At 52.0% G+C, this 24,859-nt stretch carries 25 protein-coding genes; 16 read left to right on the top strand and 9 right to left on the bottom strand.

Features of this window, described 5'->3' with window-relative positions:
• Positions 1-108 precede the first annotated feature (108 nt).
• From KP806_RS05910 to KP806_RS05900, 3 genes are read left to right on the top strand one after another with little or no spacing between them, the layout of a single operon-like run.
• Entirely contained in the window at positions 109-609 is a 501-nt protein-coding gene (locus KP806_RS05910) for a YpuI family protein (protein ID WP_224722648.1), read from the top strand.
• A 54-nt stretch (positions 610-663) separates the two neighbouring features.
• Entirely contained in the window at positions 664-876 is a 213-nt protein-coding gene (locus tag KP806_RS05905) for a DUF1540 domain-containing protein (RefSeq protein ID WP_224722647.1), read from the top strand.
• Between the two features lie 6 nt (positions 877-882).
• On the top strand, positions 883-1,299 hold the full coding sequence (locus KP806_RS05900; RefSeq protein WP_224722646.1) for a DUF5353 domain-containing protein: 417 nt from the start codon (positions 883-885) through the stop codon (positions 1,297-1,299).
• A 42-nt stretch (positions 1,300-1,341) separates the two neighbouring features.
• Here the strand turns inward: KP806_RS05900 and KP806_RS05895 are convergent, their stop codons facing one another.
• On the bottom strand, positions 1,342-1,983 hold the full coding sequence (locus tag KP806_RS05895) for a GTP pyrophosphokinase (protein ID WP_224722645.1): 642 nt from the start codon (positions 1,981-1,983) through the stop codon (positions 1,342-1,344).
• A gap of 158 nt (positions 1,984-2,141) precedes the next feature.
• On the opposite strand from KP806_RS05895, the gene KP806_RS05890 reads away from it, so the two are divergent.
• Genes KP806_RS05890 through helD form a run of 3 tightly spaced genes read left to right on the top strand, consistent with a single transcriptional unit; the run spans position 2,142 to position 7,595 of the window.
• Positions 2,142-2,930 (top strand): ABC transporter ATP-binding protein, encoded by a 789-nt coding sequence (locus tag KP806_RS05890; RefSeq protein WP_224722644.1) that lies wholly within the window; start codon positions 2,142-2,144, stop codon positions 2,928-2,930.
• Entirely contained in the window at positions 2,921-5,236 is a 2,316-nt protein-coding gene (locus KP806_RS05885; protein WP_224722643.1) for an alpha/beta hydrolase family protein, read from the top strand. Before KP806_RS05890 ends, KP806_RS05885 begins: the two co-directional genes overlap by 10 nt.
• Positions 5,237-5,273: 37 nt before the next feature.
• Positions 5,274-7,595: an RNA polymerase recycling motor HelD gene (gene helD, locus KP806_RS05880; RefSeq protein ID WP_224722642.1), complete on the top strand. Its 2,322-nt coding sequence runs from the start codon at positions 5,274-5,276 to the stop codon at positions 7,593-7,595.
• A 2-nt stretch (positions 7,596-7,597) separates the two neighbouring features.
• Here the strand turns inward: helD and KP806_RS05875 are convergent, their stop codons facing one another.
• On the bottom strand, positions 7,598-8,491 hold the full coding sequence (locus KP806_RS05875; protein WP_224722641.1) for a helix-turn-helix domain-containing protein: 894 nt from the start codon (positions 8,489-8,491) through the stop codon (positions 7,598-7,600).
• 302 nt (positions 8,492-8,793) lie between these two features.
• Between KP806_RS05875 and KP806_RS05870 the strand changes: the two genes are divergently transcribed.
• From KP806_RS05870 to KP806_RS05840, 7 genes are all read left to right on the top strand, one after another.
• Positions 8,794-9,033, top strand: a complete 240-nt coding sequence (locus KP806_RS05870) for a hypothetical protein (RefSeq protein ID WP_224722640.1) — start codon at positions 8,794-8,796, stop codon at positions 9,031-9,033.
• Positions 9,034-9,174: 141 nt separating this feature from the next.
• Positions 9,175-11,082: a 1,4-alpha-glucan branching protein GlgB gene (gene glgB / locus KP806_RS05865; RefSeq protein WP_224722639.1), complete on the top strand. Its 1,908-nt coding sequence runs from the start codon at positions 9,175-9,177 to the stop codon at positions 11,080-11,082.
• Between the two features lie 16 nt (positions 11,083-11,098).
• On the top strand, positions 11,099-12,265 hold the full coding sequence (locus KP806_RS05860) for a glucose-1-phosphate adenylyltransferase (protein WP_224722638.1): 1,167 nt from the start codon (positions 11,099-11,101) through the stop codon (positions 12,263-12,265).
• Complete coding sequence (gene glgD, locus KP806_RS05855; RefSeq protein ID WP_224722637.1) at positions 12,262-13,374, top strand: glucose-1-phosphate adenylyltransferase subunit GlgD; 1,113 nt, start codon at positions 12,262-12,264, stop codon at positions 13,372-13,374. The genes KP806_RS05860 and glgD overlap by 4 nt, the downstream gene beginning before the upstream one ends.
• 47 nt (positions 13,375-13,421) lie before the next feature.
• A complete protein-coding gene (gene glgA, locus KP806_RS05850; RefSeq protein ID WP_224722636.1) occupies positions 13,422-14,885 on the top strand; it encodes a glycogen synthase GlgA in 1,464 nt (487 codons plus the stop codon).
• Complete coding sequence (locus KP806_RS05845) at positions 14,867-16,846, top strand: glycoside hydrolase family 15 protein (RefSeq protein WP_224722635.1); 1,980 nt, start codon at positions 14,867-14,869, stop codon at positions 16,844-16,846. Before glgA ends, KP806_RS05845 begins: the two co-directional genes overlap by 19 nt.
• A 282-nt stretch (positions 16,847-17,128) precedes the next feature.
• On the top strand, positions 17,129-18,478 hold the full coding sequence (locus KP806_RS05840; protein ID WP_224722634.1) for a GntP family permease: 1,350 nt from the start codon (positions 17,129-17,131) through the stop codon (positions 18,476-18,478).
• Positions 18,479-18,562: 84 nt separating this feature from the next.
• Here the strand turns inward: KP806_RS05840 and KP806_RS05835 are convergent, their stop codons facing one another.
• Entirely contained in the window at positions 18,563-19,408 is an 846-nt protein-coding gene (locus KP806_RS05835) for a MurR/RpiR family transcriptional regulator (protein ID WP_224722633.1), read from the bottom strand.
• Between the two features lie 133 nt (positions 19,409-19,541).
• Between KP806_RS05835 and gnd the strand changes: the two genes are divergently transcribed.
• Both gnd and gntK read left to right on the top strand, forming a co-directional pair.
• Positions 19,542-20,438 (top strand): phosphogluconate dehydrogenase (NAD(+)-dependent, decarboxylating), encoded by an 897-nt coding sequence (gene gnd, locus KP806_RS05830; protein ID WP_224723099.1) that lies wholly within the window; start codon positions 19,542-19,544, stop codon positions 20,436-20,438.
• An 89-nt stretch (positions 20,439-20,527) separates the two neighbouring features.
• Positions 20,528-22,066 (top strand): gluconokinase, encoded by a 1,539-nt coding sequence (gene gntK / locus KP806_RS05825; protein WP_224722632.1) that lies wholly within the window; start codon positions 20,528-20,530, stop codon positions 22,064-22,066.
• Positions 22,067-22,156: 90 nt separating this feature from the next.
• Here the strand turns inward: gntK and KP806_RS05820 are convergent, their stop codons facing one another.
• The 6 genes from KP806_RS05820 to KP806_RS05795 form a co-directional block, all read right to left on the bottom strand.
• On the bottom strand, positions 22,157-22,267 hold the full coding sequence (locus KP806_RS05820) for a sporulation protein YjcZ (protein ID WP_224722631.1): 111 nt from the start codon (positions 22,265-22,267) through the stop codon (positions 22,157-22,159).
• Positions 22,268-22,405: 138 nt separating this feature from the next.
• A complete protein-coding gene (locus KP806_RS05815; protein WP_224722630.1) occupies positions 22,406-22,879 on the bottom strand; it encodes a spore germination protein GerPE in 474 nt (157 codons plus the stop codon).
• Positions 22,876-23,112 carry a hypothetical protein gene (locus KP806_RS05810; protein WP_263575595.1) on the bottom strand — a complete coding sequence of 79 codons (237 nt, stop codon included), beginning with the start codon at positions 23,110-23,112 and terminating at the stop codon, positions 22,876-22,878. The genes KP806_RS05815 and KP806_RS05810 overlap by 4 nt, the downstream gene beginning before the upstream one ends.
• Positions 23,113-23,799 (bottom strand): spore germination protein GerPC, encoded by a 687-nt coding sequence (gene gerPC / locus KP806_RS05805; RefSeq protein WP_224722629.1) that lies wholly within the window; start codon positions 23,797-23,799, stop codon positions 23,113-23,115.
• A gap of 50 nt (positions 23,800-23,849) precedes the next feature.
• On the bottom strand, positions 23,850-24,050 hold the full coding sequence (locus tag KP806_RS05800; RefSeq protein ID WP_224722628.1) for a spore germination protein GerPB: 201 nt from the start codon (positions 24,048-24,050) through the stop codon (positions 23,850-23,852).
• Positions 24,047-24,274, bottom strand: coding sequence for a spore germination protein (locus KP806_RS05795; RefSeq protein ID WP_224722627.1), 228 nt, complete (start codon positions 24,272-24,274; stop codon positions 24,047-24,049). The genes KP806_RS05800 and KP806_RS05795 overlap by 4 nt, the downstream gene beginning before the upstream one ends.
• A 142-nt stretch (positions 24,275-24,416) precedes the next feature.
• On the opposite strand from KP806_RS05795, the gene KP806_RS05790 reads away from it, so the two are divergent.
• Positions 24,417-24,842, top strand: a complete 426-nt coding sequence (locus KP806_RS05790) for an Hsp20/alpha crystallin family protein (RefSeq protein ID WP_224723097.1) — start codon at positions 24,417-24,419, stop codon at positions 24,840-24,842.
• The last annotated feature ends 17 nt before the right edge of the window (positions 24,843-24,859 follow it).

Genomic DNA, 24,859 nt, shown 5'->3' with positions numbered 1-24,859 from the left:
ATGCGCGAGAAAGCATCAATCGCCAGTACCACTTCGATGTAATTTGTGGTACGATGTTGTTGATTGCAGTTTTTATGTTTGTTTGGACATGAAAGGGGATCTACCACTATGCCATCTGCTAACGTCAAACCACTAACGGAATCGACCCGTACAAAGCTTAAGGACGCGGTAAGCCAGCTTGAGCCGTTTCTGAACAACAATGCCTTGCAGCAATTGACCGGTGAAGATAAAGGAGAGGAAGCCCAAGCGTTTTACAAAGGTCTTTTATCCGATTTGAGACATTTATTGGTGTTTTCTGAAGTCGCCGTTGAGAAGCTTGGAGTATTGCTCAGACGCCCCAATTTTGATACAGATTATGCGGAACGCGTGCTTTATGAAGTGTATCATCATTGCGTAAGCGCGTTTTTCTATCCGAAGAACGAATGTTATTCCGAAGACGGCCGTTATGCTTATACGGGTCAGGATGCGATCCGCTTCCGGTACAAGCCGGTGCGCGATGCGCGCGATATCGTGCTTGGCGTATCGAAGATTTTCGAGGAGCTGCGCGATGAGCTGGCGTATTACGAAAATGACTACATGACCCAGCGCCGCATGCAAGGACAAAAATAAGGCAGAATGAATCACCCCCGCTCAGGGCAACTTGATAGCGGAGGTGATTTTTTTATGCCAAAAGGCGTATCTTGCAGCGTATCCAATTGCAGCTTCTGGAAGGAAGGCAATAACTGCGTTGCCAAAGAAATCAATATCGAAATCGATCAGCATGCAAGCGCGAATTTAAACGAAGAGTTTGCCGGGGACGAGCTTGGTTTATATCATCAGGATGAAGCGGAGAAATCAGCCGCTACATGCTGCCAAACCTTTAAACCAAAGGAGTGACGGTAAATGGGCGATTATGAGGACGATTATAAGCGTTTATTGGATGAACGGGACCGGAAAAACCGTTCGCACAGCTTTGTAAGGGAAGATGAAGACTTTAGGAATATGAACGAAGAAATGGGCTCCGATTTCGCGGTGTCAAATCCCGCGCTGCACCGGGAGAGCAGAGAAGATCGGCATGTGGAGAGGGCGGAGCAGACGGATACCGAGACGGGCGGATACGCGTTAGGCTGGGTATCGCTTGTATTTGCAATCGCGTCATGGTTTATATGGCCCGTATTGCTTGGCGCTACCGCTGCAGTGCTTGGCTTTATCGCGTACAGGCAAGGAGCGCGGGGGTTAGGCGGTTGGTCTATGGCGATCGGAATTGTTGCAGTGGCTTTAAATTTACTCATTGTGCCTTTTTATTATGCGATAACCTAATGAAAAATAAGTCCTTCCCGAATTTGGGAAGGACTTATTTTTTTACCGTTCATTTACGCCTGCGGCTTGCTCGCGCTGCTGCTGCACCTCGACGTTAAGCGCCAGCATTTGCTTATCCAGGGAATTGATCATGTCGGCGGAATCTTTTAGTTTTTCTTTGATGTGAGCTGGAATTTGCTCGTTGAATTTGTAATAAATTTTATGCTCGAGGCTGGCCCAAAAATCCATGGCAATCGTCCGGATTTGAATTTCAACGATCACATTTTCGGTCCGGTCGGTTAAAAACACCGGTATTTCCACGAGCAAATGAATGCTTTGATACCCGTTTGGCTTCGGGTTCAAGACGTAATCCTTCACTTCTACGACCTTGACGTCGCTTTGCTTGCTGATCATATCGACGATTTGGTAAATATCGGTCGAGAAGGAGCAAATAATGCGGACGCCTGCGATGTCGCGTATATGCTTTTTGGCATCCTCGAGCGTAATGTCGAGCCCTTTGCGGCGCAGCTTTTGCATAACGCTTTCCGGTGTTTTGATTCTTGTCTTCATGTGCTCAATCGGATTGTAGTCATGAATAAACTGAAATTCTTCGTTTAAAATATTCAGCTTGGTCTCAACGGCATCCAGTGCAAATTTGTAGGTAAGAAAAAAATGAGCCCATTGCTTCAATTGTTCGGGTTTCATGCATAATCACTCCTGCGGCTGCTGATAGGTAATTCTCTCAGGTAACGGACGGATCATATTCAGTAGAATTAAATCGTTGTATTATAATATAATGGGCGATACGATGAATGAAGTCAAATGAATGGAACCAGTCAGCTGGCCGATGGGAGTGCAGGCATATGATGATAGAGATAAAGGATGTATCCTGGGATAGAGAACAAAAGATGATTTTGAGAAATATCGACTGGACCGTCCGCGAAGGAGAGCATTGGTGCCTGCTCGGACTGAACGGATCCGGGAAAACGACGCTGCTTAACATGATCAACGGATATATATGGCCGACTACAGGGACAATGTCCGTGCTCGGCAAAAGGTTCGGCGAATTCGATCTGCGCGAGCTTCGCAAAAGCATCGGCTGGGTCAGCACATCCTTGCAGCAAAAGCTGTACGGGAGCGAAAAGGCGCTAAAAATCGTCCTCAGCGGCAAATTTGCAACTATCGGTCTTTACGATACGACGGATGAGTGTGACGTTGCAAAAGCGGAGCAGCTTATGCGATCACTCGGCTGCGAAGCATTGATCGGCAGAACCTACGATACGCTGTCGCAAGGGGAGCGGCAGCGCGTGCTGATCGCCCGCGCCTTGATGGCTTCTCCGAAGCTGCTTATCCTGGACGAGCCCTGCACAGGTCTCGACGTGTTTGCGCGCGAGCAGCTGCTGCGAATGATTGAAGCCGTTGCCGGCGGGGAAGACGCGCCTACCATCATCTATGTGACACATCACGTAGAGGAAATTTTGCCATGCTTCGGCAAATCGTTGCTGATCAAGCAGGGCGAGGTGTTCGCAGCGGGCGATACGGAAAAGGTGCTGACATCTGCTATGATGAGCGATTTCTTCGGCGTCAACGTTGAGATCGAAAGACGCGGAGGCAGAAGCTGGCTGTCCGTGAAGGGGGATCTATGGAAATAGAAAGGCTGGAGACTGGGCAGCTTCAGCCGCCCCGCAGCAGGCTCTCCATGGCGAAGGAGTGGCTGATCGGCAGATTTCGTGTCAGAAAACAGCAAGACACTTTTGTTTGGCGTGCTGCGTCCGGAGGTGCCGCCCTTTCGGGTGTGCTTTCGATGGCTGTTGCAGCGCTTGGCATTCCGACCGGCTTCGGTACAGGGACCGATCTGATCGTTTTTACTGCTTTGAACCTTGCTGCGATGCAGCTGGCTTCGCTTCTGCTGTCTGTTATATTCTCGCTCTTATATATTCCGCTTCCCCGCAGATTCGTATCCGTTCTTCTATACGCAGGTACGGAAACGTATTTAATCCTTCATTTCGCCGAGTTCGGCTTAATGTTGTCAATCGCAATTTCGGCGGGGTTTACGGTGGCGTTTGCCCTCGTTGGCGGGGCAATTGGCCTGTTTGCGCGGCTGAGAATGAGCACGGCAGGCAAGTGGTTGACTGGCACGCTGATTGCCGCCGTATGTGCAAGCCAATTGTTTCTGAACGATTGGACGGCGCCGGCGAAGGTGCCTCATAGAGAGGCTGCCGGCGTTGTGGATACAGGCGGCATAAACGGTCATGAGGAGCAAATCCCAGATCCGTCCCGGCAAGGGAGCCAGGGTGTACGGGCATTTACGTACGGAAGCGGAGAGGATAAGCACAGAGCTCTGTTCGGCGAGAACGTCGATATCAAAACCGGTTCCGTCGATGCTTCTTCCTATATTACTAAATGGTCTAAGCTGAAAACGTATTTTTGGGGCTTTGACCAGAGCAGGCTTCCGCTTAACGGCAGGGTATGGATGCCCGACAAGGAAGGCGTATACCCGCTGGCGCTCATCGTACACGGCAATCATTTGATGGAGCATTTTTCCGACGGCGGCTACGGTTATTTAGGCGAGCTTCTGGCAAGCCAGGGCATTATCGCCGTCTCTGTGGATGAAAATTTTTTGAACTATTCCGTCTGGTCGGGCATTCCTGATCATGATATGAAAACGCGGGCCTGGGTTCTTCTGAAGCATTTGCAGCAAATTCAGCAGCTTAGCGGGCAGGAGGGCAATCCGTTTTCCGGCCGGGTGGATATGGACAGAGTTGCGCTGATCGGACATTCGCGCGGAGGTCAAGCCGTTGCGATGGCCGCGGATGCGGACCGGTGGTTTAAGAAGGATCCTACTCTGGGAAGCTTAAGCCATGTCCGGATTCAAGCGGTGGCTGCTATAGCGCCGACGGATAAAAAAGTGGACAGCCTTTCCGCACAGCTAAAAGACGTCCATTATTTGACGATCCAGGGCGCGCGCGATGCGGATGTGAACAATTTTTACGGGGACAGGCAGTATAACAGGGTTGACTTCTCGGCGGACAGCGGCAAATTTAAAGCAGAGCTCTATATCGAGGACGCCAATCACAGCCAATTCAACACGGAATGGGGCAGGATGGACGAACGTCCGCCCGGAGGCTTGTTCCTGAACCGGAACGAGCTTCTGGAAGAAGAAGATCAGCGGCAAATTTCAAAAGTATATATTTCCGCATTTCTGCAGACCGCTTTGCTTGGAGAAAAGGAATACGAGCCTTTGTTCCGGGATTACCGGAACGGTCTGGCCTGGCTTCCCGTTACGGGTTATATGAACCGCTATGAGGAGGCGGGCTTCGCGGAAATCGCCCGGTATGAGCACTATGGCGGCAAAACTATGCTGGAGGGCGGGGGCAAGGCGTCTGCCGCAGGGATGGACAAGTGGCAGGTGGACTTCGCGAAGGACCGCGACGGCAACAGCAAAGGAACGAAGGGCATAGAGCTTTCATGGACACACCCTGGAGCGGCTTATTCGCTTGCGTTATCGCCGTCAGCGGCAGCCGGCCAGTCATCGGCACAGGACCCGGTTCTTGCATTTTCAATGGCGAATCTGGAGCGGGATCTGCTTGCGAAGCAGGATAAGGCGGAATCGGAGTCCGGAGCAGCGACCCTAATGCTACCACCGCTGCCGAAGCTTGAAGTCGAGCTTACGCTGCAGGACGGCAGGAAGAGGGCGATAGAGCTCGATAAGGTGATGCCGGTACCGTCATCTGCGTATACTTCCTTTATGTCATGGTCCTGGCTCGAGAAGAGGATGAAGGATGGTAAATACAAGCAGGCAAATGAGCCGGTTTTTCAAACGTACTTGCTGCCGATAGCTGATTTTGCAGCGGAGGGCGGCGAGCTTTCGCTTAAGGAAATAAGCCGTATTACCTTCCGATTTACAAGCGGGCCCGGTAAGGTAATGCTTGATGATATCGGCTTTATGCCGGGCTGAACGACTACTATTAAATTACGTTAAGGAGATTTTTATAATGACGAATCCGAATGATCAGCTTCCGGAAGAACAGAAGCGGGTGAAAGAGGTTACGGGCATTATCCGATCGAGGCTGGAGGAGCTGCGCAGCCAGGTTGGAGGCTTAAGGGAGGACATTGTCGATATTCGTCGGAATTTCTGGGATGATGTCACCTTGAACTTCGAGGATTCGGCAGAATCCGCGGAATCGCATGCGAGCATGAAGCAGCAAGCTGAGGTGCTTTCGGAGCGGGAGAGAAGCCACCGGCATGCGATGGAACAGCTGAAAACGTTGACGAAGCTGGAGCAATCGCCGTATTTTGGAAGAATCGATTTCAAGGAGCAGGGAGAATCGGGGACGGAGCAGATTTATTTGGGAGTAGGCTCTCTGCTGAGCGACAGCGGAATGGATTATTTGATCTACGACTGGAGAGCTCCCGTATCCAGCCTTTATTACGATTACGGGCCGGGGCCGGTTCATTACGAAACGCCCGGCGGCTCCATACACGGGGAAATGACGCTGAAGCGGCAATTCATTATCCGGAACGGGACGATCAGAAGCATGTTCGATACCGGCGTGACAATCGGCGATGAGCTGCTGCAGGAGGTGCTCGGAAAGCAATCGGACGCCCAGATGAAAAGCATCGTCGCGACGATCCAGCAGGAGCAGAACCGGATTATCCGCAACGAACGCGCGAGGCTGCTTATCGTTCAAGGAGCGGCGGGAAGCGGAAAAACGTCTGCAGCCCTGCAGCGGGTAGCTTATCTGCTATACCGGTACCGGGGCGTATTGACGGCAGATCAGATTGTTTTATTTTCGCCGAATCCGATGTTTAACAGCTACGTATCGACTGTGCTGCCCGAGCTGGGCGAGCAAAATATGCAGCAGACGACGTATCAGCAGTATTTGGAGCATAGGCTCGGCAAAGCGCTTGATCTCGAGGATCCGTATACTCAAATGGAATATGCGCTCGGTTCGGCCGGCGAGGAGGGATATGATACCAGGCTGAAAGCAATCGTCTATAAGTCGGGGCTTTCGTTTATGCAGCTGATTGACAGGTATGCGAAGGAACTTGGGGATTCGGGCTTGCTGTTCAAGCCGGTCGTCTTCCGCGGCAGGACGTTAATATCGGAGGATGCGATTTCCGAGCAATTTTATTCCCTTGACCGGTCGATCTCCATCGGCAACCGCATGCGGTTTACGGCGGAGTGGATGTTAAAGCAGCTGACACGCCTTAGCAGGCAGGAACGCGAGCAGGATTGGGTGCAGGATCAAATCGAGCTGCTCGATCCGGAGCAATATGCCCGTGCGTTTGAGGAGCTGCAGCGAAAAAACCGGTTCAACGGGCAAACCTTCGACGACTTCGAGGCGGAGAAAGGCTTTTTGGCGGCAATGGTCGTACAGGAGCAGTTCAAAAAACTGCGAAAACGCGTGAAGCGGTTATCCTTCCTGGATATGCCCGCGATTTACAAGCGGCTGTTCATTCAGGGAGGCATGGCGGACTGGTTAAGGGAGGAAGAGCGGCTGCCGGAAGAATGGGCTTCCATATCCTCACAAACGGCTGCTAAGCTGGATCGTGGCGAGATTTATTATGAGGACGCTACCCCTTACCTGTATTTGAAGGAGAAGCTGGAAGGCTTCCATACCAACACCTCCGTTAAGCATCTGTTTATCGATGAAGCGCAGGATTATTCGCCGTTTCAATACCATTATTTGAAAAGAATTTTTCCGAATGCAAAAATGACGGTGCTGGGCGATCTGAATCAGTCCATTTTCGTCCATGCGGTTGCCGGCGACAGCTTCGAGCCGTTGTCAGGGCTTTACGGGGAAGAGCATACGGAGAAAATCGTGCTGGAGAGAAGCTACCGCTCGACCAAGCCAATCGTTGAATTTACAAGCCGGATAATAGAAGGCGGAAGCCGGATCGTGCCGTTCAACCGGGATGGGGCCATGCCGACCGTTACAAAAACCGACAACGAAATGCTGCGCTTGGAAGCCATTGGAGACCGGATAGCGAAGCTTGTCGAATCGGGTTATGCATCGATCGCAGTTATTTGCAAGACGGCCGAAGAGAGCAAGGACATGCACCGGCTGCTTTCGTCATCGTTTCCGAAGCTGCGCCTGATCGAAAAGGAGACGGTGACGTTCGAGAAAGGGATTGTCGTAATCCCTTCCTATTTGGCTAAAGGGGTGGAGTTTGACGCGGTCGTCATCAGCGACGCTTCAAGCGGCGCCTACAGGCGGGAAAGCGAAAGAAAGCTGTTCTATACCGCCTGTACAAGAGCGATGCATGAGCTGCATCTTTATTTTACCGGCGAGCTTACGCCGTTTCTGAACTAAAGCTACTTACGTATTTCGGGCCAAATCTCATACAGATCCACTTGAAGCTCCGAGGCGATCAGCTCTGCTGTCAGCCTTTGGGGCTTTTCGATTTTTCCGTTGCGGAGCTTGGATATCGTTTGGATCGAAATGCCGGTCGATGCGGACAGATGACCTGCCGTGACATCGCGCTTTGCCATCCAAATCTTCAACTTCATCGCCGACGAAATTTTATCGTTTACGGCTTTCAGGTCCCAGATGACGAATGCGAACTCCTTGACCTCGCCGCAGCCGTCCAGAATCGGGGCAAAGGTGACCGACAGCTCGAGCTCTGCGCCGCTGAGCTTGCTCGTCAGCAGCGTCAACGATCGCTCTTTCTTCGTCGCATAGGCTTCGCGGAGCACGCCTTTCAGCTTGTCCTGCTCCTTATCGGCGATAAATTTCATCAGCGTGTCGTCTTCCAGCGTACGGTCGGGCTCGAACAGAAGAGGCGCTACGCTGTCCCGCAAAAAACGGACATGATGGTGGTTGTCCACGATTCCGCTGATCAGCACTTTTTTCAGCTCGAATTGCCGCTCGATCCATTTATAGGAAGAAAGATCCTCGAACAGGATCAAGGCCCGATTCGGCCCGCCTTCCTCACCTGGAGGGAGAGGCTGCTGGTCGATGCGGACGGGAAGCTCGCGAGTCAGCTTCGTCCGCAAATGGACTTCACTTTTCAAAACTTGTCGATTGGCGTCGATTTTGTGGGCGTGCAGTAAATCGCGCACTCTCCGTGCCTGAAGCTCCGCCAGCGTGTAGCCCGTCAGGCGCATAAAGGCGGCATTTGCATCCTCGATTTTGATTTCCCGGCCTTTTTCGCACAAAACGAGCATAGGCATGTCCAAGCATTGAAAAATTTGGCGATAAACCGACAAAAGTAACCCTCCTAAAAATTCCCAAACCTCATCCATATAAACAAATAAAAGTATAAAATACGCCTGAAGCGCAAACAAGCCGTGGTTGTGACGAATTGGTAGCAGATTATATTGGCAAACTCATTTAATTAATTAAACTCCATAGCTTAATTCGTATCTATTCCATGCAAGATGCGAATAGCCTGATCAAATCCGGCCGTAATGAACCGGCAGCAGGCTTTATTCCATTTAGCATTCCTTATAAGATATATGAATATAACCGCTGACAATCCGTTTTTACCGGGCAGACAGGAGAGAACAGAATGAATATTTGCATCATTGAGAACTGTACTAAGCCAGTCAAAGCAAAGGATTTATGCGCGATGCACCACCAGCGGCTGCTGCGCCACGGCGATCCGTACACCGTCAGGCCGCGCCGCGTTAAAACGTTTACGTCCTGCACGTGGATCCATTGCTCCAAAGCAGCCGTAACGAAAGGATTATGCGCCAAGCATTACTATATTAAGAGAGTAAGCGGGGCAAAAGAGGTTGGTGTGAAGTAATCTGACATTTACAAAGGAATAGTGTCGAAATCTATGAAAGCAGTCTGTTTTTTTTCAAGAAACCATGTATAATTGGGTTATGTAAGTGCTCCAAAGGGTATAAAATTTCATATTCCATCCAAGCAGGGGGTGATTCCAGGAATGGTTCGAACGGCTCTAAACGGTTTATCGAAGAACGATCTCTACTTATTCAACGAAGGAAGCTCCTATCACAGCTACCGTTTTATGGGCGCGCACCTCGTCCGCGTTCGCGGCAAGGATGGTGTCAGGTTTACCGTATGGGCTCCAAATGCAAAATCGGTTCGGGTCATAGGCGGTTTCAACCAATGGAACGGAAGCAAGCACAAGATGAAGCTGATCGGCGAAACGGGAATTTTCAGCTTGTTTATACCGGACATCGGCGAAGGCGAAATCTACAAATACGAGATTGTCACCGCTGATGGGAATATGATACGGAAAGCCGACCCGTACGCATTTTATGCCGAGAGGCGGCCGAATACGGCTTCTGTAGTTGCCGACATTTCCGGATATCAATGGGAAGATTCGGAATGGTTCGAAAAGAAACGCCAAAAGCCTGCCTATACGAATCCGATGATGATTTACGAGGTTCATGCGGGCTCCTGGAAGATTAAAGGAAAAGAAGATTTTTATACGTATGAAGAACTGGCAGACGATTTGATTCCTTACGCGGCGAATATGGGCTATACGCACATTGAATTGATGCCGATCATGGAGCATCCGCTGGATCAGTCGTGGGGCTACCAAATTACCGGATTTTACGGCGTGACCAGCCGCTACGGAACGCCGAAGCAGCTGATGCGCTTTGTTGATATATGCCACCAGCATAATATGGGCGTTATTTTAGATTGGGTGCCCGGCCACTTCTGCAAAGACGATCACGGCTTGAGGTTGTTCGACGGCACACCTCTGTACGAGGGACCAAATCCGAACCGCGCAGAGAAGCCTCTCTGGGGCACGCTCGCGTTTGATTTCGGCAGAGGCGAAATTATGAGCTTCCTTATATCCAATGCCATTTATTGGATGGACGTCTTCCATATGGACGGTTTAAGGGTAGACGCCGTGGCCAGCATGATTAATTTACATATGGACAAACCGCCCGAGATGCACACGTTGAATCACTTAGGCGGTTCAGACAACTTAGACGCTCTCCGCTTCTTGAAGAAGCTCAATGAAACCGTGTTTCAATATTACCCCGATACACTCATGATTGCAGAGGATTCTTCCGCATGGCCGGCAGTCACAGCACCTACCTACAAAGGCGGCCTAGGTTTTAACTTTAAATGGAATATGGGTTGGATGAACGATATGCTGCGCTACATGGCGCTTGATCCGCCTGAACGCACACACCACCATCATCTGATCACTTTTTCACTCCTTTACGCATTTTCAGAAAATTATGTACTGCCGCTGTCGCATGACGAGGTCGTTCACGGCAAACGTTCCCTTTTGAACAAAATGCCCGGCACCTACGAAGAAAAATTTGCCCAGCTGCGTTTGTTTTACGGCTATTGGATGACCCATCCGGGGAAAAAGCTGCTGTTCATGGGCAGTGAATGGGGGCAGTTCGACGAATGGAAGGACGCCGATATGCTCGACTGGATGGTGCTCGAATACGATTCGCACCGTACGATGAAGCATTACGTCAACACATTGAACCGCACCTACCAAGAGGAGCCTTCTCTTTGGGAGCGCGACAGCTTTCCGGATACGTTCTCTTGGATCGACGTGAACAACGCGGCACAGTCGGTTATCTCCTTTGTCCGCTGCGGCGATAAGGATAAGTCTGTCATTGTGGCTAATTTCTCGAGGAACGATTACCATGAATTCCGGATCGGTGTCCCGGATCCAGGCTTGTACAGCTCTATTCTAAATAGCAATGAAAAGCGGTTTGGCGGTACGGACTCGCAAGTACAGCAAAGCTACAAAAGCGAGAATATCGCTTGGCACGGCCAGGAACAGAGCATTTCGCTTCATTTACCCCCATTTACATTCCTGATGCTGGGCGTGAGACCGGGGGACACACTTTGAGAAGGAGTTGGTGTCCATGGGCCGTAAAGAAATGATCGCAATGCTGCTCGCCGGAGGAGAAGGGAAGAGGTTAGGCGTTTTGACGAGGGACTTGGCAAAACCCGCCGTTTACTTTGGAGGAAAATACAGGATTATTGATTTTACGTTGAGCAATTGCGCACATTCCGGCATCGATACGGTCGGCGTTCTGACGCAGTATCAGCCGCTTGAGCTCAACCGCTATCTCGGCATCGGAAGTCCTTGGGGGCTTGACCGCCGCGACGGCGGCATGACCATCCTGCCGCCGTACGTGAAGCAAAAGGGCGGCGTATGGTACAAGGGCACGGCCAACGCCATTTATCAAAACATGGCATTTATCGATAGATACAACCCGGAGTACGTGTTAATTATTTCGGGCGACCATATTTATAAAATGGACTACGAGCTCATGCTCGAGCATCATAAGCGCTCCGGAGCGGACGTGACGATTGCGGGCATTGAGGTGGACTGGAAGGAAGCCAGCCGATTCGGGGTTATGCACATCGACGATGAAGACCGGATCACGGCTTTCGAAGAGAAGCCGAAAAACCCGACCAGCAATATCGCTTCGATGGGCGTATATATATTCACGTGGTCGCAGCTTCAAAAATATTTGATCTATGACGAAGCGAACCGCAGCTCGAATCATGATTTCGGTAAGGATTTGATTCCGGCCATGATGAAGGACGGCAAAAATTTGTATTGCTATTCCTTCAAAGGCTATTGGAAGGACGTCGGCACGATCGAGAGTCTTTGGGAAGCGAATATGGATCTTCTCGCCGACGAACCGCCGCTTGAGCTGTCGGATGAATCCTGGAGAATTTATTCGGTAAGCCCGAATCAGCCTGCGCAGCATGTCGGGGCTTCAGCAGTCATCTCCTCTTCCCTTATTACGGAAGGATGCCTGCTGGAGGGGGAAATCAACCGTTCGGTTCTATTCTACGGCGTCAAGGCCGAGAAGGACAGCTTCATCTCGGAGTCGGTCGTTATGCCGAACGTCCGGATCGGCGAAGGGGCGCGCATATACCGTGCCATCATCGGCGAAGGGGCGGTCATACAAGCCGGTGTGACGATCGGAAGCCCGGACGACGATACCATCACGGTAGTTGCCGTCGACCAATACGTAACGAACGATCATTTGCTGCAGGAGGTAGAGCACTCATGAAACATAAAGTAATGGGCGTCATCAATTTAATTCATGAGACGGACGAGCTCGAACGCCTGACCCAGGGGCGCTGTCTGGCAACCGTTCCGTTCGGGGCGCGTTACCGCCTGATCGATTTTGTGCTTTCGAGCATGGTGAATTCCGGCATCTCCAAGGTCGCAGTATTCGCCCATACCAAGTACCGTTCGCTTATGGACCATTTGGGCTCCGGCAAGCATTGGGATTTGCAGCACCGCCAAAGCGGATTGTTCGTGCTGCCGCCGGCGACCGACGATATTCAGGAAATCAGCCGCGGCGATTTGTACCATTTTTATCAGCAAAGGGATTATTTCAACCGTTCTACCCTGGATTACGTTGTCATTACGCGCAGCCATATGGTCTGCAATATCGATTTTGAGAAGGTCATCCAGTTCCATCTGGAGCAGGAGGCCGATATTACGGTCGTTTGCAAGAAGCAGGAGGATCTGCTGACGGGCAAGGCGCGCAAGGTGATGATGGACGAAGACGGACGGATTACCGCGATTCAGGACCATTACGGCAGAATGTCGAGCGACGTCAGCTCGATGGAAATGTACGTTATGCGCAAGGACTTGCTTATGGAGCTGGTCGAAACCTCCCTTGCTCAAGGGCAGGATCATCTTGTCCGTCACGCCATTTTTTCGAGAATCGATAAGCTCCGTGTGTTCGGATACATGTATGAAGGGTATTTAGGTGTAGTCAATACGATTACAAGCTATTACCGCAACAGCATGAACCTTCTACAGCCTGATGTGTGGAAGGAGCTGTTCTACCAGCCCGGCCCGATTTATACGAAGGTTAAGGACGAGCCTCCGGCCCGTTACCTGGGCGGCTCCAAGGTGACGAATTCACTTATTGCGAACGGCTGCCGCGTGGAAGGAACGGTAGTGAACAGCATTCTGTTCCGGGGTGTTCACGTACAGAAAGGCGCGATCGTCAAAAACAGCATCATTATGCAGAACGGCGTGGTCGGCGAGGACAGCTTTATCCAGCACAGCATTTTAGATAAAGACGTCCGCGTAGAAGCGGACCGCGATATCCGCGGTGCGGACAGCGCTCCTTTTTTGGCGGGAAAACGGAAAATTATCTAATGATTTTATAGGCGCCATTGCAGCGACCTTAACGAAAGGAGTTTCCTATGAACATCTTGTTCGCAACTTCTGAAGCAGTACCGCTGGCGAAGACGGGCGGCCTTGCTGACGTTGCAGGGGCGCTCCCTAAAGCGCTGGGCAAACGTGGCGTTGATGCCAGAGTGGTCCTTCCCAAATATGAAGAAATACCGGCCGCGTTAGTCGGCCGATTCCAGCTGATCGCCAAGTTCACCGTATCGTTCAGCTGGCGGAACCAATATTGCGGACTGTTGAAAGCGGAGCTGGACGGAATTACTTATTACCTGATCGATAACGAGTTTTATTTCAAGAGGAAAGGGCTGTACGGCTACGGTGACGATGCGGAGCGTTTCGTGTTCTTCAGCTTCGCCGTCATGGAGGCTGTGCGGTATATGGATTTCAAGCCCGACATCGTGCATTGCCACGATTGGCAAACCGGCCTGATTCCGTTCCTGTTGAAAACCCGTTACGCTTACGACCCGGCATGGGCAAACGCCAAATCGGTATTTACCATCCATAATTTGAAATATCAAGGCGTGTTCGGGAGAGAGCTGCTGCAGGATCTGATCGGTGTGGGCAATGATCTGTTCACCTACGAGACCCTCGAGTTTCACGGGGCGGGCAGCTGCATGAAGGGCGGCCTTGTGTTCGCCGACAAGCTGACAACGGTCAGCGGTTCGTACGCGGATGAGATTCAAACCGAATATTACGGCGAAGGGCTGGATGCTTTGCTCAGACACCGTTCTGCGGATCTGGTCGGAATCGTAAACGGTATTGACGATGAGCTGTTCGATCCGATGAACGACGCAGCGCTTCATTTTCCATACCGCAGCTCTCTGAGCCGCAAGAGAAAAAATAAGCTGGAGCTTCAGCGCGAGCTGGGCTTGCCGCAATCGGAATCCATTCCGCTGATCGGCATCGTGTCGAGACTTGTGGAGCAGAAGGGCTTCGATCTGATTTTGCGAACGTTCGAGGAGCTGCTGCAGGAGGACGTCCAATTTGTCGTGCTCGGAGCTGGAGAAGGCCATTACGAGCATTTCTTTAACGACAAGGCTTATTGGTATCCGGACAAGGTTGCGGTGTGGCTGGGCTATGATGACCGTCTTGCAAGGCGTATTTATGCCGGGGCGGACATGTTCGCCATGCCTTCGAAATTCGAGCCTTGCGGTTTAAGCCAGCTTATATCGCTGCGCTACCTTACGGTGCCGATCGTCCGTGAAACGGGCGGACTTCGCGACACGGTGCAAGCCTATAACGAATTTACAGGCGAAGGGAACGGCTTCAGCTTCACGAATTACAACGCGCACGACTACATGCATACCGTACGCAGAGCGCTTGAGCTATATCGCGACGAGGAGGCTTGGAAGCAGATCGTGGCGAACGGCGCCAAAGAGGATTACAGCTGGAACCGTTCAGCCAAAGCCTATATTTCCGTTTATTCGCAGCTCATTGCGGATGGAAAGGAGAAGGAGACATGGCCCGTCACCTCGTAATCGGCAACGGCAAGATGCTTCTTAACCTTGACCAGAATTGTTATATCCGGGACATTTATTATCCGTTCGTAGGCCAGTTAAACCATGTAGGCGGTCAATACTGCCGCTTGGGCGTCTGGGTCGAGGGGACCTTCACTTGGCTGGACGAACCGGAGTGGAGATTCGATCTGGATTATATCGAGGATTCGTTGGTTACGAATATTACGGCTGTCCATAAGAGATTGGGCATCGAGCTCCAAATGAACGACGGAATCCATCAGCGCGAATGTATTTATATCAAGAGAGTCGTCATTCGGAATATGTCGCATCTGACGAGGGAGGTGCGGCTCTTTTTCCATCAGGACCTGATGATTGACGGCTCCGAGGTCGGCGATACGGCTGTGTATTACCCCGAGAATCATACGCTTTATCACTATAAGAGAAACAATTATTTCATGTTTAACGGGTTCTCGGACGAGGGCGGGATGATGCAGTATTCGACGGGCATCAAACGGTTCCAGTCCGCGGAAGGAACGTGGCGCGACGCCGAGGACGGCGTGCTGATGGGCAATTCGATCGCGCAAGGCTCGGTCGATAGTACGATAAGCTTCCGGACGGTCGTGCCGGCGGGCAGCGAGAAGGATATTTTCTACTGGATGTCGATCGGCAAGGATTTGGAGGAAGTGAAGGAGCTCAATCAATACGTCCATGAGAACCATCCCGAAAAGCTGCTCAGCAGGATGGTCATCTACTGGAAGCATTGGCTGCGCAGAGCGGAGACCGATCTTGGCGATTTGCCCCGGGACGTAGTGAAGATGTTCAAGCAAAGCCTTCTGCTCGTAAGGACTCAGGTCGATGAGCGCGGCGCCATTCTGGCTGCGAACGATACCGACATTTTGCAATATAACCGGGATCATTACAGCTATATGTGGCCTCGCGACGGGGCGCTGATTGCGGATGCGATGTCGATGGCCGGTTATCAGAGCGTCATCGCTCCGTTTTTTCATTTTTGCGCTCAGGCCTTGTCCCCGGAAGGCTACTTGTATCACAAATACAATCCGGACGGGACGGTCGGGTCAAGCTGGCATCCGTACATCGTACAGGGAAGCCGCAGGCTGCCTATACAAGAGGATGAGACGGCGCTGGTCTTGTTCGCATTATGGAAGGATTACGAACGCAATCAGGTCATCGAGCTTCCGCAATCGCTTTACAGTAATTTGATCCGTAAAGCGGCAGCGTTCTTAAGCACGTATATGGAGCATTCCTTATCGCTGCCTAAACCAAGCTATGACTTGTGGGAGGAACGCTACGGCATTTGGACATACACCGCGGCATCCGTATACGGCGGCTTGATGGCGGCCTCCTTCTTCACAGAACTGTTCGGCGATTATGAACGGAGCGATCACTATAAGCATACGGCGAAGGCGATCAAGCTCGGAATCATTACCCATTTGTGGGATGAGGAAAGCGGGCGCTTCGCAAGGGGACTTGTGCAAAAGGATAATCGCTGGGTGAAGGATACGACGCTGGAGAGCAGCCTGTTCGGGATCCTCGAATTCGGCGTACTGCCGGTCGACGATTACCGTGTCGTCCAGACGATGCAGGCGATCAAGGAAGGGCTGCAGATCAAAACGCACATAGGCGGCATCGCCAGATACACGAATGACTACTATTTCCAGCAATCCGGAGAAATCGATAAAGTGCCTGGAAATCCATGGATTATTTGTACGCTCTGGGTCGCCAATTACGAAATCGATTCCGCCACCACATTGGAGGAGCTGGAAGGTCCGCGCCGCACGCTGCAGTGGGTCTCGGATCATGCTTTGCAAAGCGGGCTGCTCCCGGAACAGCTCAACCCATACGACGGCAGCCCGTTATCGGTTGCGCCGTTAACGTGGTCGCACGCAACCGTCGTGCACAGCGTAAGCAAATATGCCCGGAAATATAAGCTGCTGCGAAGTCGTGCAATTGCCAAGGATTAAAGGCGGCCGGAGGCGGCGAAATCGAATTGAATACCCATACAAAAATTCCGCATGCGAAAAGCATGCGGCTTTTTTGTATGCAAAAAAGTTTATCAAACCAAATGTCCGAAACATTCACTGGAAGAGGCTGCATGAAATTGATTTTATTACTCATAATAAGGAACGTCATTTTTGACAAAAAAATAAAATTTTTTTCTATAATGTGTGTTGATTAAAGAAATTTTTTTTCATATAATTGAAAAGCTTGCATTGCATGCTTTAAGACAATTTAGGAGGACGACTATGCTATTACTTATCGTATTGGCTGCAATCGTAGTGCTTCTGCTTCTCATTACGGTGGCAAAGCTGAATCCGTTCGTATCGCTTATCGTGACGGCGATCGGTGTCGGCTTGGCCACAGGAATGCCGTTGTTTACGACCGAAACGGGCGGAACGGGAATCGTCGATTCCATCAAGACCGGCCTTGGAAACACGCTTGGCTTCTTGGCAATCGTGCTTGCCCTCGGGACCATGCTGGGTAAAATGATGGCCGAATCGGGCGGAGCCGAAAGAATCGCCCAAACATTGATCAAACGTTTCGGTGAAAAAAACGTCCATTGGGCAATGATGTTTGTCGCCTTTATCGTGGGTATACCGGTTTTCTTCCAGGTCGGCTTTGTCCTGCTGATCCCGTTGGTATTCACGATCGCGAGACAAACAGGCGTATCGCTCGTCAAGATCGGCGTTCCGCTCGTTGCGGGCCTTTCGGTCGTGCACGGCCTTGTCCCGCCGCATCCGGCGGCAATGGCGGCAGTCGGCATTTTTAATGCCGATGTCGGTCTTACGATCCTTTATGCCGTTATCGTCGGCCTGCCGACAGCGATAATAGCGGGCCCTCTGTATGGACAATGGATCGGCAACCGGATCCATAAAGAAGTACCGAAGGAAATGGGAGAACAGCTCACGGAAACCGATTCGAAAAAAGCATTGCCGGGCTTCTTCAATACCGTGTTCACGGTGCTGGTGCCCGTGCTGCTGATGCTGATCGCTTCCATCGCCGAGTTGTCGCTTCCGGAGGACAGCAAGCTGTATGCCGCGCTCAAGTTTATCGGCGATCCGGTCACCGCGCTGCTGATCGCTACGGTTTACTCCTTCTTCAGCTTAGGATTCTTCCGCGGCTTGAGCAGGGAGACGGTGCTGAAATTTTCGAACGATTGCCTGGCTCCAACCGCTACGATCCTGCTTGTTATCGGGGCCGGCGGCGCGTTTAACCGGGTCCTGCTCGATTCCGGCATCGGCGATTACATCGCTGAGCTAGCCACTTCCTCGAACGTTTCGCCGATTTTGCTCGGCTGGGGAATCGCGGCGCTAATCCGTGTGGCAACCGGCTCCGCGACGGTGTCCATGATGACGGCAGCGGGAATCGTAGCGCCGATCGCGGCCGTCGTTCCCGGCGCGAATTTGGAGCTTCTCGTGTTAGCGACAGGCGCAGGCTCGCTCATCTTGTCGCATGTGAACGATTCAGGCTTCTGGATGATCAAAGAGTACTTCGGCATGTCGGTTAAAGAAACGCTGTTTACCTGGACCGCGCTCGAAACGATCATTTCCGTTGTGGCGCTGGCACTGATCCTCGTTCTGGACATCTTCGTATAACGGGAAAAAGGTGAACCGGGACGGTGTGGTCCCAGGTTCACCTTTATTTCGGGTAAAAACGTATTTCGTGCAAAACAGGAAAGATCAAATGCGCGTTTCGGAAATCGCCTCGCGCACCTTCTCCAGAGAATGCTTCGCCTTATCCCGGTTCACGATCATGACGTTAACGTACAAGGCGTCGATCAGGCTGAGCTGGCCGATCCGGGAGGCCAGAGCCTCAGAGCGGTATTCCGTTTCGTCCGAGCTCGTATGAAGCGCGACATCCGCATGCTGGCTGACAGGCGATTTGGGAAAGCCCGTTATCGCAATCGTCTTGGCACCGGATTCGGCTGCCGTCTGAATGATGCGGATCGTATCCTTGTTCGTGCCGGAGTGAGAGATGACGACCGCGGCATCCTCTTTCGTCAGCTGAGCGGCCGACATGAGCTGGAAGTGTGCGTCGGCAGAGGCGAATGCCTGCTTGCCGGACCGGATGAATTTGTGAAATGCATCCATCGCAATGACGCCTGAACCGCCGATTCCGTAGAAATGAACCCGGTTCGCTTCGGCGATCAAAGTGACGGCAGAGGCGAATGCTTCGCTGTCCAGAACTTGAAACGTATTTTCCAAGGTACGGATATTGGATTTGAACACCTTCTCGGCAATCGTCCGCGTGCTGTCGGTTTCGTTGATTTCCTCGTAAATTTGCTGAATCGGAGTCATTACTTCAGACGCGAGTGCAATTTTCATCGCCTGATAGCCCTTGTAGCCGATATGCTTGCAAAAACGGAACACGGTTGCTTCGGCGACGTTCAAATCCTCCGCGACCTCATTAATCGTGCTGTGAATAATTTTTTCGGGATTATTTAAAATGTAATTGGCAATTTTCTTTTCTTTTTCACTGAACCTGGCTTGATAGGAACGGATTTTTCCAAGCATATTTTGCACCATTGCGTTCGTTTCCCCTTTTGCAGCAGCTGCTAATTATGAAAAGTATAACATAAACACAGAACCGATCCTATTTTTCCGGACGGTATGCTTTCTCGATTCAACTCAAATCATACTTATAAGGAGTGCAGGAATGATGCAAATCGGTATTATCGGATTGGGCAAGATGGGATTAAATTTGACTTACAACGTATTGGACCACGGACACGAAGCGGTCGTATTCGATGTCAACCAGGCTGCGGTCGAGCAGGCAGAAGAAGCGGGGGCGGCCGGCTGCGCAACGATTGCTCAATTGGTGCAGAAGCTAAGTGCGCCGCGCGCGATCTGGATGATGGTGCCTGCCGGCGAGCTGACGGAAAAGGTCATTGAGGAAATCAGTCCGCTTCTTGGCAGCGGGGACATCCTGATCGACGGCGGCAACTCGAATTACAAGGATTCGGTAAGGCGAGCCAAGCAATTGGAGACCTCCGGCATTCACTACCTGGATGTCGGCACGAGCGGCGGAACCTCCGGCGCGCGTTCGGGCGCTTGTACGATGATCGGCGGCAATAAAGCCGCATTCGAATCCATTGAGCCGCTTTTCAAGGATATTTGCGTCGAGAACGGGTACCTTCATGCCGGAGAGAGCGGGAGCGGCCACTATTTGAAGATGGTTCATAACGGGGTCGAATACGGCATGATGCAGGCGATCGCGGAAGGCTTCGAGCTGCTGGAGAAAAGCGATTATGATTTTGACTTCGAAAAAGTAGCGAGAGTGTGGAACAACGGCTCCGTGATCAGGTCGTGGCTGATGGAGCTTACCGAAAACGCCTTTTCGAAGGATGCCCGCCTTGACGGTCTAAAAGGAATTATGCATTCGTCCGGGGAAGGGAAATGGACGCTGGAGACGGCTTTGGATTTGCAGACGGCAACGCCGGTTATCGCTTTGTCGCTGCTGATGCGTTACCGTTCCCTTGAAGAAGATACGTTCTCGGGCAAGGTCGTCGCTGCGCTGCGCAACGAATTTGGCGGCCACAGCGTCGTCGGCTCATAAACAACCATTGAATCCCGGCTCAAACCGAGTTATTGTTGAAGAGACAATGGAAGCAGACAAAAGTTGCGGCCAAGCATTAGGAGGTAACGATGAGTACGAAATATGTTATTGGCGTCGATATTGGAACGACGAGCACAAAATCCGTCCTGTTTACGGCAAAAGGTTCGATTGTGTCCAGTCATGGAATCGAGTATCCGCTTCATTCCCCATCACCTGCGATTGCGGAGCAGGACCCGGATGAAATTTTCGAGGCCGTTCTCGGCACCATCGGACAAGCTATTTCCAAAAGCAACGCGAACCCCTCCGATATTTTGTGCGTTTCGTTCAGCTCGGCTATGCACAGCGTCATCGCGGTCGACAGGGACGGGACACCGATTTCGAAGTGCATCACCTGGGCGGACAACCGCAGTGCGAAATGGACGGCGAAAATCAAGGAGGAATGGAACGGCCATGACATTTATTTGCGTACCGGCACGCCTATTCATCCAATGTCGCCGCTCTCAAAATTGACCTGGCTGCGTCATGATGAAAAAGAGCTGTTCGACCGTACTTACAAGTTTATTTCGATTAAGGAATATGTGTTCTTCAAGCTGTTCGGACGGTATGTCATCGACTATTCAATCGCTTCGGCTACCGGCTTGTTCAACCTGCAGCAACTGCAATGGGACGAAGAAGCGCTGAAGGTTGCCGGCGTGACAGCGGACCGCTTGTCCGAGCTTGTGCCGACGACGTACAAGCTTACCGGTCTCGACAAAGGTTATGCGGCGCGTATGCAGCTTCCGGCGGAAACCCCGTTTATCGTCGGGGCGAGCGATGGCGTTCTGTCCAATCTGGGCGTCAACGCGATCGAGCCCGGCGTTGTAGCGGTCACGATTGGCACAAGCGGCGCAATCCGCGCCGTAACGGACAAACCGGTGACCGATCCGAAAGGAAGAATTTTTTGTTATGCGCTGACGGAAAACCACTGGGTTATCGGCGGACCCGTCAACAACGGCGGCATGATTTTCCGCTGGGTGCGCGATCAGATCGGAACGGCGGAGGCTGCCGAGGCAAAAAGGCTTGGCATCGATCCATACGAGCTGCTGACGGATCTCGCTTCTAAAGTTAAGGCGGGATCGGACGGACTTATATTCCATCCGTATTTGGCAGGGGAGCGGGCGCCGCTATGGGATGCGAATGCAAGAGGCTCCTTTTTCGGGCTTGGCCTGCACCATAAGAAGGAGCATTTAATCAGGGCGGCGCTTGAAGGCGTTATTTACAATTTGTATTCCGTACTGATGGCGCTGGAGGAGCTGACGGGCAAGCCGAAGAAAATCCAGGCCACGGGCGGCTTTGCGAGATCCGAGCTGTGGAGGCAGATGATGGCGGACATATTCGACCAGGAGCTGCATGTTCCGGAGAGCATCGAAAGCTCCTGCCTGGGTGCCGTCATTCTAGGTCTGTACAGCCTCGGAGAAGTGGATTCACTCGATGTCGTTGCCGAGATGGTCGGCGGATCCCACTTCCACTTGCCGAACAAACAAAACGCGGAAATCTATTCGGAGCTCATGCGAATTTACATCCGCGTTTCCCGGCTGCTGACAGAGGAATATGCGAATATTACAGCTTTTCAGCAAAAATGGGTGTAGCGTAATTTAAACATCCGGCACAAGAGAAAATGCCGTTCGGATTATGCGATCCGGACGGCATTCGTATTTTTTAGCGGACTCTATATTTGTTTAAAATACGCGGGAGCGTAAAATGATTACCAGCAAGATAAAGAGGACGAGGACGAAAGCCGTACTCGACCAGCATGATCCGTAACCAGCGCCTGCTACAGGGTATCCCATGGTTCATACCTCCAGATCGAGAATAGGATTGAAGTGATGCATATCGCTCACAAAATCAATTTATGCGGAAGGAGGCAACATGTATTGGACATTTGTACCGGCAGCCGTGCAATTGGTCATATGCCCACACGAGAAGGCTTATTTTTTCGCTCCGCAATCGCCTTGCATGTCGTTTGACTTTACGACAAGAGGCGGAACCGGGCTTGGACGCGGATATTGCCGGATATGTTTGATTCTAGATTCTCCCGTCAGCCGCTTGCCATTGCCGGCCTGGATGCTGGCGGAGGAGCCCGAAGCCGTCACCTTAAGGCAGCCTACCGTTATGTTCGGCTCGCAATTGATTCGCTCCAGCTTCGCCACATTGCCCATCGGACTGTCCGGTTCATGGAAGGAAGGCAGATCACGGAAGAAGATATGATACGATTCGAAAAAAATATCTCCCGAGGTCGTGTGGTCCTCCTGCCTCTGAAGCGCCAGCGCGATAAGCCTTGCCTTCGTTTCCCCGCGGTCGCCGAACTGAACGACGGTGGACTGGGCGGCGCTTATGATGCAGACGGAGCCGATCCGGGCGGTGCGGGTCGGAAATGGCGGTTCCATCGGCTGCCCGTTCATGCCGGCGTCCCGTCTCCCGTAACCGTTGACTCCGAAGCCGCCTCTTCCGCCGCTTCAGGCAGAGGATACGGGGCGAGCGGTCCGACTACGACGGACTCCGGCGGCGTATCGAACATCGAGTACAGTGAAACGGTGTCCGTATCGCCGACTTGAAGCATAGATGCGCTCGAAATGCCGAGCACCTCAATCTGTCCAACCGATAACGTATGGTTAGTCACTTTGAATACGATCATTTATGCCATCCCTCCCGACGCCGGCTTACCGGTCTGCAGCTGATTCATATAGGCGAGCAATGCGGCGTCCGTATCTCTTATCGTTTTGGCCAGCACGGCATCCTTTATCGCCCCGTCTTCGGCTCCGTTCGTCTTTCCGTTCTGGCCTTTATTTTGCTGATTGATATAATATTCGACGCGAGAAGGCATCTGCTTGCGGATGTCTTCGATAATGATTCTCTCGTGGTAAGGGTCAAGCGGCAGGCCAAACTCATTCTCGTAGTTTTTCAGCTTTGCCACAGCTTCTGTATCCAAATAACGGTTCATTTCTTCCGTAACATCGGCGGTCGGTCCCGTCTGCGGCACAATGGCCGGAGAAGAGGATGGGAAAACTTCCGGAGCGGCTGGAGTGGCCGGAGTGGCCGTGCTGAGCTGCTCAATCGTTCCCGGGAAAGTCTCGCCGTCCGTGCCGGGCGCGGTCATGCCGATATTCAGCGTACCTTCGAGCGATTCAACCTTCAATTGGTCAAAATGGTATTCGATGCTCTCGATGTTGTAAGCAGGGCGCGCCTCGAGCTGTTTGATTTGTTCGCAAAGGGTTGAAATGCGCTCTTCGAGCTTCTCGATGCTGGCTTGCTGCTCATGGAGCTTTCGTTGCACGTCATAGGCCCACGACTGCCATGGCGACATCGGTTTAGGCTGCTGCATAAGGCGATTCCTCCTTTATACGAAAATCGTTTGTGAATGCGGACAGGCCGTCAGGACGGGTTTGGCAGCGGGACGTACGACAGCGGATTGTCGCCGAGCTGCGGCGCGGGCCCGGTATACCCCCCGGTATTATAGAGCTGGGCTAACGACCGGATTGATCCGGCGCTGCCGACCTGAAGGACGGAGCTGTTCGAAATGCTGTCGATCCGGATCATATTGATCGTGATTTGCTGATGAATCGTGAAGCTCATAGCGTATTAACCTCATTATTCGTGTTATCCTGAACGTCCGGATCGATCGAGTTCGTGGCGCTCACCGCGTTGTTGGAATTCGTCAGGCTGCCTGTGAGGAACGAGCCCGAGCCTGCGTACGTTTTCGAGCTGCTGTTAGGCGATACCTCTAGCGCGTCACCGAATTGGACAATGGAACCGGAGCCGACGCTCACAATTTTGACGAAGCCGACGACTGCTGGCATAAGCATCCTCCTTCTAAATGATAGCGGGATTTGCGTTTGTATATCTTATGCGGCATCCGCCCAGAGGTTCCCGTGAAGGCAGTAGCCTATACGGGGGCTGGCGCATAAACTGGTAGGAGTGCTGGGAGGCAGGTGTTTGCTTGTGGCGTCCAAATGGGATGAACTGGAACGGTGGATGGAAGGTCAGCGGCTGCCAAAAGGTTTTGAGCTGCTGCGCGAACCGGATTGGGTCGAACAATATGTACGCAAAATGATGACCAAGGCGCTGCCGGAGGCTGCCGGAGCGATGATCGGCAAGGGAATGGCAACCTTCTCGGAATCCCGTCATTTTCTACAAGTGAAAATAATTTTGCCGGAAGGCTTTGAACGGGAAATGCTGAGGCTGATGGTGCGGGAGGACCGGCTGCGGCTGGAAGGCCTGCCCGGCGGCAAGACGGAAACGATAAAGCTGCCAAAGCTGGTAAAGCCGCGCATATGCAAAACGCTGTTAAAGAACGGTATTTTACAGGTCAAGCTTCGGAAACGTCCGGCGCTCAAGACGTATCACGAAGCCGTTATCCGTGAATAGTTACGGTCGAGCGAATG

Origin of the sequence: Paenibacillus vietnamensis (assembly GCF_020169515.1) — a bacterium.
Lineage (GTDB): Bacteria > Bacillota > Bacilli > Paenibacillales > Paenibacillaceae > Pristimantibacillus > Pristimantibacillus vietnamensis.
This window is presented reverse-complemented; position numbering and strand designations above follow the sequence as displayed.

Excerpts from the sequence above, each read along its gene's own strand:
- KP806_RS05890 (WP_224722644.1), top strand. The coding sequence starts at position 2,142 with ATGATGATAGAGATAAAGGATGTATCCTGGGATAGAGAACAAAAGATG.
- KP806_RS05905 (WP_224722647.1), top strand. The coding sequence starts at position 664 with ATGCCAAAAGGCGTATCTTGCAGCGTATCCAATTGCAGCTTCTGGAAG.
- KP806_RS05800 (WP_224722628.1), bottom strand. The coding sequence starts at position 24,050 with ATGAGCTTCACGATTCATCAGCAAATCACGATCAATATGATCCGGATC.
- KP806_RS05895 (WP_224722645.1), bottom strand. The coding sequence starts at position 1,983 with ATGAAACCCGAACAATTGAAGCAATGGGCTCATTTTTTTCTTACCTAC.
- KP806_RS05845 (WP_224722635.1), top strand. The coding sequence starts at position 14,867 with ATGGCCCGTCACCTCGTAATCGGCAACGGCAAGATGCTTCTTAACCTT.
- KP806_RS05910 (WP_224722648.1), top strand. The coding sequence starts at position 109 with ATGCCATCTGCTAACGTCAAACCACTAACGGAATCGACCCGTACAAAG.
- KP806_RS05835 (WP_224722633.1), bottom strand. The coding sequence starts at position 19,408 with ATGGTGCAAAATATGCTTGGAAAAATCCGTTCCTATCAAGCCAGGTTC.
- KP806_RS05860 (WP_224722638.1), top strand. The coding sequence starts at position 11,099 with ATGGGCCGTAAAGAAATGATCGCAATGCTGCTCGCCGGAGGAGAAGGG.
- KP806_RS05795 (WP_224722627.1), bottom strand. The coding sequence starts at position 24,274 with ATGCCAGCAGTCGTCGGCTTCGTCAAAATTGTGAGCGTCGGCTCCGGT.
- KP806_RS05840 (WP_224722634.1), top strand. The coding sequence starts at position 17,129 with ATGCTATTACTTATCGTATTGGCTGCAATCGTAGTGCTTCTGCTTCTC.
- KP806_RS05815 (WP_224722630.1), bottom strand. The coding sequence starts at position 22,879 with ATGAACGGGCAGCCGATGGAACCGCCATTTCCGACCCGCACCGCCCGG.
- KP806_RS05885 (WP_224722643.1), top strand. The coding sequence starts at position 2,921 with ATGGAAATAGAAAGGCTGGAGACTGGGCAGCTTCAGCCGCCCCGCAGC.
- KP806_RS05870 (WP_224722640.1), top strand. The coding sequence starts at position 8,794 with ATGAATATTTGCATCATTGAGAACTGTACTAAGCCAGTCAAAGCAAAG.
- glgD (WP_224722637.1), top strand. The coding sequence starts at position 12,262 with ATGAAACATAAAGTAATGGGCGTCATCAATTTAATTCATGAGACGGAC.
- gerPC (WP_224722629.1), bottom strand. The coding sequence starts at position 23,799 with ATGCAGCAGCCTAAACCGATGTCGCCATGGCAGTCGTGGGCCTATGAC.
- gntK (WP_224722632.1), top strand. The coding sequence starts at position 20,528 with ATGAGTACGAAATATGTTATTGGCGTCGATATTGGAACGACGAGCACA.
- helD (WP_224722642.1), top strand. The coding sequence starts at position 5,274 with ATGACGAATCCGAATGATCAGCTTCCGGAAGAACAGAAGCGGGTGAAA.
- KP806_RS05810 (WP_263575595.1), bottom strand. The coding sequence starts at position 23,112 with ATGATCGTATTCAAAGTGACTAACCATACGTTATCGGTTGGACAGATT.
- KP806_RS05820 (WP_224722631.1), bottom strand. The coding sequence starts at position 22,267 with ATGGGATACCCTGTAGCAGGCGCTGGTTACGGATCATGCTGGTCGAGT.
- glgB (WP_224722639.1), top strand. The coding sequence starts at position 9,175 with ATGGTTCGAACGGCTCTAAACGGTTTATCGAAGAACGATCTCTACTTA.
- glgA (WP_224722636.1), top strand. The coding sequence starts at position 13,422 with ATGAACATCTTGTTCGCAACTTCTGAAGCAGTACCGCTGGCGAAGACG.
- gnd (WP_224723099.1), top strand. The coding sequence starts at position 19,542 with ATGCAAATCGGTATTATCGGATTGGGCAAGATGGGATTAAATTTGACT.
- KP806_RS05900 (WP_224722646.1), top strand. The coding sequence starts at position 883 with ATGGGCGATTATGAGGACGATTATAAGCGTTTATTGGATGAACGGGAC.